Below are 11,550 nucleotides of genomic sequence, written 5' to 3'. Positions count from 1 at the left end.
TTCTTAGCGAACAAGGAACTTTTGCACACTATTTTATTGTTTACTGAGACGCTTGTACTCTTTTTCCATCTCTTTTGATAATTGCTTTGGCGTTAAACTTCCCGCTAGCAATTCTTGACCTGTAGAAGACATCACTGCCCACATACCGCTCGGTAAATACTTTCGGTCGAAGTATGGCTCAACTTTAATATCGCTATACTTATCGTAGTATTCAGAGTAGTAGTTTTGGGTTTTATTGTTTGTCAGAGCCGATGCTGAAGACGTTCCTTCGGCAATCTTTTTGGCAACTTCCGGCTGTGACACAAATTCAATAAATTTCTTAGCTTCTTTAAGGTGCTTAGAATCCTTCCACGCAGCAAGGGTAAAGCGCTCTCCGCCAATCCAGCTTTGCGTGCCCCCTTTATGAATAGCAGGCACCGGTACAGTTCCTACTTTTACTTCAGGATTTAATTCTGTTGCATCCGGTCCAAGAGATCCCCCCACAAATGTAAAAGCAATTTTATTTTGAGCCATTAATTCCGTTGCTTGAGATACTTTTGCGGTTAATACATCTTCATTCAGCAGCCCTTTTTTCTTCATTTCTGTCATTGTTTCCGCTAGAGGCGTATAGTTTGACCAATTGAATGTCCCTTTTTCCAACTGCTTAGCATAGTTCTTATTTTTTGCTGTAATAAGCTGAGGTGTAGCCAGCTGATCAAACACTTGAGCAATATTTCCATTTTCCCCTCCTGGAATCCATAGAGGCGCTACTTCTCCTTTGCTTTTCTTTTTTACTGTTTCTAACGCTGTTATAAATTCATCCATTGTGTTAGGAGGCTTTATTCCGTATTTTTCTAACAGCGTCGCATTATAGCTAATTCCGTCTTTTGCTTGATTTAAAGGATACGCATACACTTTGCCGCTTTTATCTTTTAAAATTTGATTTAGCGCCGGATCCAAATGCTGAACCCAATCCATATCTTTTAAATCTGCTACATACTCCCCGTAGCGAAGCTGAGACCAGCCGTGCGTATCAAATAAATCCGGCATATCATTTGCACCCATTTTCACACGAAGCATATCTTCATAGCCGTTACCCGGAAAATTTGCATCAATTTTAATATCTGGATTTTGTTTTTCAAATTCTGCAATCGCGTTTTGAAGCGCTTTTCTCTCGCCTTTATTACTCATCGTAGAAAAAAGCGTTAACGTTGTTTTCCCATTTCCGCCTGTTGCTGCTTCTTTATTTCCGCAGCCTGCTGCCACAACAGAAAAGACTAGTAATAGAACGAAAAGATACGTAAGCTTTTTCATTTATCTTTTTTCCCCCTTATACTCTATCAAGACATAAATGACTGAATATTCAGTTATTTATACATAGACAAATTCATTGCACAACGAAATAAAGTCACTTATAATTTAATCCTATACTTTTACAAAGGTTCAAAGAGTCCTAGAGATGAAAAAGCTTTTTCATTTACATACTTATCTGCCAATAAGTATGTAGTTTCTAGGGCTTTTTAACCTGCCTTTTTTATGTTTTTTTCTATTTTTCTTCCCCCTTATCACTCTTTATGTATGAATTCTTCTTTTCTATCACCCCCTTTCGAGTTATAGCTTTTAGGTTACTGCTTCTTGAGTAAAGCTCCGCAGCTTTCACGATAAATTAATTTAGTCGGCACCATGACTTTTAAAGGAACGGATCTGCCGCTTAACCGATCTACTAGCAGTTTAACAGCCTGCCTTCCCATTTCTTCGGTATATACTTTAACTGTGGTGAGCGGCGTGCTCGCAAATGCTGCGACATCCACATCATCAAAGCTTACAATCGCTACGTCTTCAGGAACCTTTATAGTTGATTGCTGCAAGGCACGCATCGCCCCTATCGCCATTGCATCACTTGCGATAAAAAATGCCTGAGGAAGATTTCCTTGCTTAATCGCTTGTGCCATCAGCTCGTAGCCTTCAGTCATTGAGTACTCCCCTATATAAACTTTCTCGGAATCAAGCAGGCCTTTTTCATGCATAACGCTTTCAAAAACTGTTTGACGCTGATCTTCAATAATAGAACTTCCATTTATATAGTGTTCTCTTTCTGTCCCTCCGATATAGCCAATTCTTTTATAACCGAGGTCAAATAAATGATTTAATGCATGTTTAGTAGCTTTCTCAAAATCAATCATGACCGAATCGTACAAATCCTCATCCGCTTTGTGATTGATAAAAACAATAGTATCTAAATGATTGCTCACTTCTTGAACCGTTTCTGGACTAACTCTTCCCACTACAATTACTCCATCAAGATCCTGCAGCAGCTCTTCTTGCTTCATGCCTTTTAGTCTAAATGACTTTACTGTAAAAATTTCTTTTTCTGCGCATTCACTCTCTATTCCATGGCGAATAGAAGAGAAAAAAGGGTCTACTAACTCTTCTTCAAGCGATTGAGCAAAAATAATACCTATCCTTGGAGCTTCTATGTCTTTTCCGTTTGCCGTTCCTTTTCGTATCTTAACAGGCGTATATTGCAGCTCCTTGGCTGCATGAAGAATGCGCTCACGGGTAACCTCAGATACAGAAAGCGTATGATCATTATTTAGTACTCTGGATACGGTTGAACTGGAAACATTAGCGTACGCCGCTATATCTTTTAAAGTTGCCATCTTTTTACCTCTCTATTGTAATCTTCTATTTTTACTAAATATTTATCTCTTATATTGGAAGAATAGCACATTAATAAAACGCTTTCAATAAATAATTTTAAAATTTCAGTAAATTTATTAAAATATTCTCCAAAATTCTTCATTTCTTTTGCTAGTTCCGCCGTTAAAATGACAAAATCACTGCTATTACTACTTTATTTTTATCACACTGCACTAAAACTTAAGTAAACTTTTAGTAAATATTAATTTTCGTAAGAATTTGTTCATATTTGATATAAAACGGTTTGTTGGGGAAAATAAAAGGAGAAATACTGATAAGGAAAGAGAGAGCATATGATTAGCCAATATTCTTATTTTCAACAATGTCTGCCCGTCCTTCAACAATTACATAATATGAATTTCACGAAAGAACAGCTGTTGCAAAAAGACGTTTTAATCGGTCAAGAAAAGGAACTAAGCATGTACTACTCGCCCCATAACGATTACATAAATCCAGAAGCTCATATTATTATTGCCGGCATCACACCGGGCTGGTTTCAAATGAAAACTGCTTTTAAACAATGCGTTTCCAGCCTGTCCCATCATCATCCGCTTGAACAAGTACTGTACGAAACAAAAAAAGCCGCTAGCTTTAGCGGAACGATGAGAGTCAATTTAATAGACATGTTAGACAGGTGCGGCGTTCAAAAAGCGATCGGTATGGACAGTGCCGCTGAGTTATTTGCTTCACAGCGAGATATGCTGCATACCACGTCCGTATTAAAGTATCCTGTGTTTTGCAAAGGAAAAAACTATACGGGTCATCAGCCGCCAATTGAACGATCAGCGCTTCTTTCACACTATGCTTTTGAAGTGTTTCCACAGGAATTGAACGAAATAAAGAATCCATGTTTAATCATTCCGCTAGGAAAAGCAGTTGAAAATGTTTTAAGAAAACTTTCGCGTGAACCTTCGTTTTCTCGGCATACGTATTTATTTGGCTTTCCTCATCCATCCGGAGCAAACGGACATCGAAAACGGATATTTGAAGAACACCTAAGTGAATTTATGGAAATTGTTGAGGGGTGGGCTGTAAACAGAAAGAGTTGAAAACAACCTTTAGCTCTTTCTGTTTACAACATCTCCTTCTTTTTCTTCTAGTTCTCGTTCATTTTGTTCTTCGTGAAACTCTTCTTCTGTTTGTGCAGCAAGATAATCAAACGGCGTATAGTAATTACGGGGAAGCTTTCGATGCCAAACTGTTTTAACAATAATAATCATCAACGGAATACTCACTATTAGAATAGCTGCTAAAACTAGTAGCGAAAAAATCATAAATTATTTCCTCCTGCTTTATAAACCGTTCCTCCTGGAACAACAAAACGGATACCCTACACCCATTCACTTATATTCAATCTACATTTACTGTCATCAGTATACGAGATTCATGAGTAACAAAACCGTTCTTTTTAAAAAAACGTTCTGGTTTGCCTTGGCCTCTTTCAGTAGACACATAGACTTCTTTCACTTCTTTTTGTATAAGTAACTCGTTAAGGAAAGATAAAAGACTCGTTCCTATGCCAGTTTGCTGAGTGCTGCTTAACACACAAATTTCATTTACATAAAACGTCTTATAGTTCGCCCACTGTTCTTCATTTCCTACTATAAATCCTATGAGTTTATTATTTTCACTGTGAGAGTAACCTATCCCTATGTAACCTGGAGTTTTACTGATATCGTATAAACGAGCATAAGCAGTGTTTATACTCCAAGGCTCATTCCACGGTGACCCACTAAAAACATTTGTATAGATGATTGCTGCTTCTTCTAATTCTTTATCGGTTAGTAAACGAACTTGACTTTTCATCATTGCTCCCCTTTTCTCAACAGGTCTCTTGAAACTCATTCATAACGTTCAATAGTTCTTTTAAATCCTCTATTATATATGAATCTGTAAAACTTCCGTCAAAGAAAGCGCCTTTTTTCCATACAGCATGCATGCCCGCGCCTCTTGCGCCAAGCACATCATTTTCTGGATGATCCCCGATGTATACACTTTCTTCAGCCGACACATCAAGCGCTTTTAATGCTCGCAAAAAGATATCTTTATGCGGTTTTTTAATGCCTTCTTGTTCGGAAACAAGTATGGTATCAAAATAGTGATCAATTCCAAGCGCCTTAATATTCATCCACTGAAAGTCCGTAAAACCATTTGTGATCATGCCTAGTAACAACCCTTTTTTCTTTAGCTCTTTTAGTACATCCTCCATATGTAAAAACGGAACGCAGTGAGCTGGAAAATAGTGAAGGTAATCATCTAGCATCTCCTCCCACGTCAGATTCGAAAGATCATATTCGTTCAAAAGCTGCTCATATACTTTATCTTTCCATACGTAGCCTTTTTGATCTAACTCAATAAATCTAGATGTGTACTCTTGCTTCGGTATGAGTGCTAGTTCTTCACTATATCTCTCGTACTGATCTTGAATAAAAAGCTTTAGTGAACTGTCTCGGTCTAATAGTGTCCCATCTAAATCAAAAATGACGGCTTTAATCATGATTTTCCTCCTTTATATATAAATCATTCCAGCGATTGGTTAATTATAACATTTATAGCTAGACAGCTAACTAGATTTAATTCTTTCCTATAAAAAAGGAGACCTCTTGTTTGGACTCCTTTTTCTTATATCCTTTATTTCCTTGTACTTGAATTAATAGATGTATCTATAAAATCATTTACATATTTGCTTATTTCTCTGTACTTCGTCCAGTGTAAATAGTGATGACCTTGTAAAACAACTAGTTTTTGCGACGATACGTGACTTAATTGATTTTGGTAAAACGTAATATTTGATTTTCCTTCTTTTGCTTCTTTATCTATTTTTCTAGTAAAAATCATTACGGGCATTTTTGAAGGAAACGACATATCGAGAGTTTTATTTATATTGTTGTTCAGCTCTTTTGCTTCATCAATGACGTTTTTGTTGTAGCCTTTCCAGCTGGAGATTGCTTTTGTCATTTTTAAATTTTTTGCTGTATACGTTCCTTCTTCGGCTAGCGGTAGATACTGATTAGGACTAGTAAGCAGGGCTAAGCGCGCAAGTCCACTTGGCGCTAAAACACTCATCAAACTTGGTATATTCGGCGTTTCTTCTTTAAAATAATCCAGCGCTTTTGGCAACGTAGGGTCTATTCCAATAATTGCTTTTACTTCATCTGGATATTTATTAGCGTAATACATGCTGTACACGCCAGAAACTGAATGCGGCATTAATATATACGGACCCTTTATATTCGATTTTTGCAAAGCTTCTCTCATTTCGCTTACACTATTTTCTACCGTACGTTTTTTATTCGTAGTGTCACTCCATCCGTATCCAAATGGTTCTACTACCACAACTTTATTATCCTTCGACAGTTCATTTACTAAAGGTTCAAAATCCAGTGCAGGCGCAGTCGTTCCTAGGCCGGTTAGTAGTACAATCGTATTTTCCCCTTTACCTTTTGTATATACATGAATATCTCTGCCATCAACCTCTACTAATTGACCAATAGGCGGGTACTTTTTCTTTTCTACTGCCGTCATTACTTGATTCGTTACAACCCAAATGATGCATATCCCTAAAATAGCTACTATCATGTTTCGTAAAATTCTCAAGAACCTAAACTTTTTTTGCACGTTTACCTCTCCTTTCCGTAAGTAGCAGTTAGTAAGCCGACGAGAATGCTAGAGAATCTTTGGAACTGCTTACTTACTATGACGCTTCAGAAAACGTTTAGTTCTATTTCCTATATAAAATTTAAAAGAATGATAGCAGCTTACTTCAGCACTAAACGAAAAAAAGGCCTCTTCTTATGGAAGAGACCTTTTACTATTTATTAAAAAAAGAACAATAAAAACTGTAACTTCTTCACTTGATGCCTAAGCGTATAACTGACGCTACGTTTTTAGCCGTTCTTTCAATGTTTTCACTCGCTTTTTCCAGCGCTTCTGACAGATCGACCGCTCCGGGCACGACGCTGAATAACGCAGAAATACCATGTTCATATACAGCTTCGCTTCCCGTTCCAATGCTCCCTGCTATCGCTATCACCGGAACGCTATGCTTTTTTGCTGTTTTGGCTACGCCAATGGGTGTTTTTCCGTAAATGGTTTGTCCATCTATTCTTCCTTCACCGGTAATGACAAGATCGGCATTTTTAATATAGCTTTCTAGCTCAGTTGCTTTAATGACGATGTCTACACCTGGCTTTAACCCCGCAGATAAAAATGCCAGCAGGCCGCCTCCTAGTCCTCCTGCCGCTCCGGCACCAGGAATACTTTGAATATGAATACCCATTTCTTTTCCAACAATCGCTGCGTAATGAGCTAAATTACGGTCAAGCTGTTTAACCATATCAGGAGTCGCACCTTTTTGAGGACCAAACACAGCGGATGCTCCGGTTTCACCCGTTAACGGATTGTCTACGTCGCACGCCACTTCTACTTTGACTTCAGCAAGCCGAGAATCCAAGTTTGTCAGATCGATAGAGGCTAACTGATCTAAACTGCCTCCTCCTTCTTTAATTTCTGCTCCGTTAGCATCAAGAAGCTTTGCCCCTAAAGCTTTTGCCATACCAGTTCCTCCATCATTTGTAGCACTTCCTCCGATGCCAATGATGATATGCTTTACTTTGTGATCTAACGCTTTAAGAATGAGCTCGCCGGTTCCTCGCGTTGTTGTGATAAGCGGGTTTCGTTTATCGACAGGGACATGATGAAGACCTGAAGCGGCTGCCATTTCAATAACAGCCGTGTTGCCGTCTCCAAGAATTCCGTAAAAAGCTTCCACCTCTTTACCTAAAGGTCCGGTTACTCGCGCTTGTATAATCTCTCCACCCGTTGCGTCTACAAGCGACTGAACAGTTCCTTCTCCTCCGTCTGCCATAGGTACTTTACTAATCTCCGCGTCTGGAAAATGGGCTTTTATTCCTTTTTCAACCGCTTCACAAACATGCAAAGCCGTTAAGCTTTCTTTAAATGAATCCGGTGCAATCACAATTTTCATAGAAACACTCCTTTTTGTTTTTACCCGTATAGCTTTAATACACCAAATATAAGCGTGGATACAATTGCCATAATGAGTCCAATCAGCGATTCATAAGGGATTAATTTTAAACGTTCTTTTATTTTCATATTTACACTTCCGCCCGTTGCGTGGAAAAAGCTTCCGTGCGGAAGGTGATCAAGTACGGTTGCTCCAGCATGAACCATAGCAGCCCCGGCTAAAGCAGAAACGCCTAGCTCTAAAATCGTCGATCCAAAAACTTGGCTTGCGACTGCTGTTCCTGCCGTTGTCGAAGCCGTTGCGGCTGACATAAAAATACCTGAAACCGGTGCTAAAACATAAGCAGGCAACCCAATGGCAGACAAGCCTTGAATGATCACGTCTTTTAGCTGAGAGTTAGCAATGATTCCTGCTAATGTCCCCGTTCCAAGCAGCATAATGGCTACACCTGACATTTTCCCTAACCCTGAAATAGCGTATGTATTAAGCTGTTTTCCTTTTTTCATCACAATGGCACCAACAATCCCTCCTGCGGGAAGAGCAACCATCGGATCAACATTAATATCAAAAAGCGGACGCAGCGCCAGCAGGACGATGGTAACGATTGGCGCTATGATGGCTGTTAAAAACAGCGGCAAGCTGCTTGCATCCACTGTATCTATTTCTTCAGCTTGAACCATTGTTCCTTTTTTCACTAATCGTTTGGCTACTACATAAGTAGCTGCTACGCCGAATATAGCGGGAATAATCCCTGCGACCATAACGGATGTAAGCGGAATATTAAATGCATCTGAAGCAGCAATGGCGTTAGGATTAGGAGACATTAAATTCCCTGCCTTTCCTCCTCCGATCATTGCTAGTAAAATAGCAGGCTTTGACATACCCGTACGTTTCGCAATAGCTAAAGCAATAGGGGCTACTGTGATCACAGCAACATCAACAAACACGCCTACTGTCGTAAGAATAAGTGTGGCTAGCGCTAGAGCTAAAAGTGCTTTTGTTTCCCCGAGTTTTTTTACAATGGTTTCTGCTATAACCGCTGCAGCACCTGATTCTATTAATACGCCGGCTAATACCCCAGCTGCAAGAATCCGCAGCACTGCAGGAATGATGCCTTGCGCTCCTTCAATCATTAAAGTAACGGTATCAGCAATATTAACTCCGCCTATCAGTCCTCCTATTAAAGCTCCGGCTATCATTCCGTATGCAGGAGCCACTTTCTTTAAGATTAATATAATGGCAATTACTAATGCACAAATCGCGCCTAATGCGCTTACTTGAACGTCCATAAAGCATCCCCTTTCTTATTTCTTCTATCCCCAGTGCTAATTGTAAGCGCTACCTTTAATTCTTTCATTAGTCATTTCAACAAAAAGAGACCTTGCTATCGCAAGATCTTTTATGCACGTGCACAATTATGAAATTTTAGATAGCAGCATGGCTACATATAGTTCAAGAAGGTCTTTTACTTTCCTTGGATCTTTTCCCGTAATATCTTGAATTTTATCTAAACGGTAGCTTAGCGTATTTCGATGAATAAAAAGCTTTTTAGCTGCCGTGCTTCCTTCGCCATTTTCTTCTATGTAGATCGTTAACGTTTCGATAAGCTCTTTTTTCTTATCATATTCCTTAAGCTTTTCATAGTATTGCAACAGATCATGATTTTCTTGAAAACCGGCGCGTTGACGTAACAGTACGGGAATTTGATAATCCGAATAGCAGTAGAAATCAGCTTCTGGATGAAGCTTTGAACCAACCGAAAGCGTATCTTTTGCCTGCTGATACGATACATGAAGGCCTTTAAAGTCAGCTTGAACAGATCCTGCAGATAATTTATAAGGACAACCAGACGCACGAAGCTGCTTTTCCAGCTGTTCAGCATAGCTGCTAGCGCTGCCCGCTTCTATAGATTTTAATATGACTACTCCGTCTGGAAGCATAGCGTATAGATCATTATTAGCTATGATGTATTTCTTTACAACCTTCATAACTTCATGGCGATTTTCAGCTTTAATAATTAGTGCCATTCTTGGAAGGTATAAGTTAATATTAAACCGATTCGCTCGTTCAAAAAATAAGGAATCCAGCGGCTCTTCTTGTTGAAGAAGCTGATGAACCACCTCTTCTTTTAATCGTTCATCCCACTGAATTTCCTCTATTAAAATCATTTCTTGAAAAATCATTTCAGCAGCCATACGCACAAGCTCTCCGTAATTACGAATCTGTTCTGGCAGTCCTGTTAATCCCACGACTCCAACAATTTCTCCGTTAAAGAAAATAGGCAAATTCACGCCCGGTTTGGCTCCGCGCAGCGTGTCAGCCTGCTTCTGAGTAATTTCGTAGGAACTGCCGTTTTTTAATACCATCAACGCTCCTTCGTGGATTTGATCCATTCGATTTTTGTCACCAGACCCAATAATCACTCCTTTTTCGTTCATTACGTTAATGTTGCAATCAATAATCTCCATTGTTCTACACACAATTTTCTGAGCTAATTCTTTTGTTACGTATCTCAACATTTCCCCATCCTTTGCCTCTATGAAGTAAAGCTCATTTTTTTCGTGACGGCTAATTTGCATTCAATGAAAAATTTACGATACTTCATTATAATATACGTAGAAGCAAAACCACATCTTTGAAACCGCCAACAATACAGTGCCTATAGGAGGATAAAAGAATGACTGTGTCAAAACTAGTTTTCACCCCTCTCAGCTACACAGGATGGGGATCACTTCAGCAACTGCTTCCGGAAGTAAAAAAATATGACCCTGCTCATATTTTAATCGTCACAGATCCCGTGTTAAAAGACATTGGACTTGTAGATAAAGTGAGTGCTCCTCTTATCCAAAATGGATACGAAGTAGATGTATACGCAGATACGGCACCAGAGCCGCCTTTAGCGCTTGGTGAAAAACTCGTATCTTACGCAAAAAGCCGAAAATTTGATTTAGTCATTGGAGTGGGCGGCGGAAGCGCATTAGATTTAGCAAAACTTACGGCCGTTTTAGCCGTTCATGACGGAGCTGTAGAAGAATACTTGAACTTAACTGGTAGAAAACAAATTTCAAAAAAAGGTCTTCCTAAAATTTTAATTCCCACAACTTCCGGCACGGGCTCAGAAGTAACGAATATTTCTGTGCTGTCTCTTGAAAGCACAAAAGACGTTGTGACCCACGACTACTTGCTTGCGGACGCCGCGATTGTAGATCCCGAGCTTACGCTGAGCGTGCCTCCTAAAGTAACGGCGGCTACAGGGGTTGATGCATTAACTCATGCCGTTGAAGCTTATATATCAGTAAATGCAAATCCAGCAACAGACGCCTTAGCCCTAAAGGCTATACGCATGATCAGCTCTTCTTTAAGAGCAGCTGTAGAAGATGGCAAAGATAAAGAAGCGCGAACTCAGATGAGCTACGGAAGCTATTTAGCAGGTCTCGCTTTTTTTAACGCCGGTGTTGCTGGGGTTCATGCACTTGCATATCCGTTAGGTGGACAGTTTCATATTTCTCACGGTGAATCAAACGCCGTACTGCTTCCATACGTTATGGGCTATATCCGCAGCAGCTGCGTGACAAAAATGCGGGATATTTTTGAAGCACTAGGTGGAAACGCTACCTCTTTATCAACAGAAGAAGCTTCTTACCAGTGTGTAAAACACCTGCAGTCACTTATCAAAGACGTCGGAATTCCTCAGACTCTTCGCCGATTTGATATTCCAGAAAGTGCCCTTCAAAAGCTGACAGAAGATGGCGTCCAGCAAAAACGAATTCTCGCTCGCAGTCCTTTGCCTCTTCATGAAAAAGACATACGAGCTATTTACCAGTCGGCTTATGATGGAGCTATAGTGGAACCTATGCACTAAAAAACTCCCCCTTATATAAGGG

At 39.6% G+C, this 11,550-nt stretch carries 11 protein-coding genes; 2 read left to right on the top strand and 9 right to left on the bottom strand.

The features are described 5' to 3' along the window. Positions 1-33 precede the first annotated feature (33 nt). Positions 34-1,293 carry an ABC transporter substrate-binding protein gene (locus ACXAE4_RS13760; RefSeq protein ID WP_289577882.1) on the bottom strand — a complete coding sequence of 420 codons (1,260 nt, stop codon included), beginning with the start codon at positions 1,291-1,293 and terminating at the stop codon, positions 34-36. Positions 1,294-1,604: 311 nt separating this feature from the next. Beyond that, a complete protein-coding gene (locus ACXAE4_RS13755) occupies positions 1,605-2,639 on the bottom strand; it encodes a LacI family DNA-binding transcriptional regulator (RefSeq protein WP_154973044.1) in 1,035 nt (344 codons plus the stop codon). A 333-nt stretch (positions 2,640-2,972) separates the two neighbouring features. Here ACXAE4_RS13755 and ACXAE4_RS13750 point away from each other — a divergent pair, with 333 nt between their 5' ends. Next, a complete protein-coding gene (locus ACXAE4_RS13750) occupies positions 2,973-3,728 on the top strand; it encodes a hypothetical protein (protein WP_289577884.1) in 756 nt (251 codons plus the stop codon). A 9-nt stretch (positions 3,729-3,737) separates the two neighbouring features. Here the strand turns inward: ACXAE4_RS13750 and ACXAE4_RS13745 are convergent, their stop codons facing one another. The 7 genes from ACXAE4_RS13745 to ACXAE4_RS13715 all read right to left on the bottom strand — a co-directional run bounded on the left by ACXAE4_RS13745 (position 3,738) and on the right by ACXAE4_RS13715 (position 10,185). Continuing rightward, the gene (locus ACXAE4_RS13745; RefSeq protein WP_047750713.1) at positions 3,738-3,953 is read right to left on the bottom strand and encodes a DUF3951 domain-containing protein; all 216 of its coding nucleotides are present in this window, start codon (positions 3,951-3,953) and stop codon (positions 3,738-3,740) included. 76 nt (positions 3,954-4,029) lie between these two features. Then, positions 4,030-4,485 carry a GNAT family N-acetyltransferase gene (locus tag ACXAE4_RS13740; RefSeq protein ID WP_289577885.1) on the bottom strand — a complete coding sequence of 152 codons (456 nt, stop codon included), beginning with the start codon at positions 4,483-4,485 and terminating at the stop codon, positions 4,030-4,032. A gap of 16 nt (positions 4,486-4,501) precedes the next feature. After that, positions 4,502-5,176, bottom strand: a complete 675-nt coding sequence (locus tag ACXAE4_RS13735) for an HAD family hydrolase (protein WP_028412976.1) — start codon at positions 5,174-5,176, stop codon at positions 4,502-4,504. A gap of 134 nt (positions 5,177-5,310) precedes the next feature. After that, on the bottom strand, positions 5,311-6,204 hold the full coding sequence (locus ACXAE4_RS13730; RefSeq protein WP_155017577.1) for an alpha/beta fold hydrolase: 894 nt from the start codon (positions 6,202-6,204) through the stop codon (positions 5,311-5,313). A gap of 325 nt (positions 6,205-6,529) precedes the next feature. After that, positions 6,530-7,666 carry a glycerate kinase gene (locus tag ACXAE4_RS13725; protein ID WP_289577886.1) on the bottom strand — a complete coding sequence of 379 codons (1,137 nt, stop codon included), beginning with the start codon at positions 7,664-7,666 and terminating at the stop codon, positions 6,530-6,532. A 20-nt stretch (positions 7,667-7,686) separates the two neighbouring features. Then, positions 7,687-8,955, bottom strand: coding sequence for a GntP family permease (locus tag ACXAE4_RS13720; RefSeq protein WP_289577887.1), 1,269 nt, complete (start codon positions 8,953-8,955; stop codon positions 7,687-7,689). 126 nt (positions 8,956-9,081) lie between these two features. Beyond that, positions 9,082-10,185, bottom strand: a complete 1,104-nt coding sequence (locus tag ACXAE4_RS13715) for a sugar diacid recognition domain-containing protein (protein ID WP_228123006.1) — start codon at positions 10,183-10,185, stop codon at positions 9,082-9,084. A 158-nt stretch (positions 10,186-10,343) separates the two neighbouring features. Here ACXAE4_RS13715 and ACXAE4_RS13710 point away from each other — a divergent pair, with 158 nt between their 5' ends. Further along, entirely contained in the window at positions 10,344-11,528 is a 1,185-nt protein-coding gene (locus tag ACXAE4_RS13710; RefSeq protein ID WP_289577890.1) for an iron-containing alcohol dehydrogenase, read from the top strand. Positions 11,529-11,550: the final 22 nt, after the last annotated feature.

The sequence above is a fragment of the Priestia sp. ABM2_011 genome, assembly GCF_056158845.1.
Note: the sequence above shows the minus strand (reverse complement) of the source record. Positions and strands in the feature narration are given on the sequence as shown.

What these genes read in the sequence shown, in the direction of transcription:
- ACXAE4_RS13740 (WP_289577885.1), bottom strand. Translation starts at nt 4,485, where the DNA reads ATGAAAAGTCAAGTTCGTTTACTAACCGATAAAGAATTAGAAGAAGCA.
- ACXAE4_RS13755 (WP_154973044.1), bottom strand. Translation starts at nt 2,639, where the DNA reads ATGGCAACTTTAAAAGATATAGCGGCGTACGCTAATGTTTCCAGTTCA.
- ACXAE4_RS13735 (WP_028412976.1), bottom strand. Translation starts at nt 5,176, where the DNA reads ATGATTAAAGCCGTCATTTTTGATTTAGATGGGACACTATTAGACCGA.
- ACXAE4_RS13750 (WP_289577884.1), top strand. Translation starts at nt 2,973, where the DNA reads ATGATTAGCCAATATTCTTATTTTCAACAATGTCTGCCCGTCCTTCAA.
- ACXAE4_RS13730 (WP_155017577.1), bottom strand. Translation starts at nt 6,204, where the DNA reads ATGACGGCAGTAGAAAAGAAAAAGTACCCGCCTATTGGTCAATTAGTA.
- ACXAE4_RS13760 (WP_289577882.1), bottom strand. Translation starts at nt 1,293, where the DNA reads ATGAAAAAGCTTACGTATCTTTTCGTTCTATTACTAGTCTTTTCTGTT.
- ACXAE4_RS13720 (WP_289577887.1), bottom strand. Translation starts at nt 8,955, where the DNA reads ATGGACGTTCAAGTAAGCGCATTAGGCGCGATTTGTGCATTAGTAATT.
- ACXAE4_RS13745 (WP_047750713.1), bottom strand. Translation starts at nt 3,953, where the DNA reads ATGATTTTTTCGCTACTAGTTTTAGCAGCTATTCTAATAGTGAGTATT.
- ACXAE4_RS13725 (WP_289577886.1), bottom strand. Translation starts at nt 7,666, where the DNA reads ATGAAAATTGTGATTGCACCGGATTCATTTAAAGAAAGCTTAACGGCT.
- ACXAE4_RS13715 (WP_228123006.1), bottom strand. Translation starts at nt 10,185, where the DNA reads ATGTTGAGATACGTAACAAAAGAATTAGCTCAGAAAATTGTGTGTAGA.
- ACXAE4_RS13710 (WP_289577890.1), top strand. Translation starts at nt 10,344, where the DNA reads ATGACTGTGTCAAAACTAGTTTTCACCCCTCTCAGCTACACAGGATGG.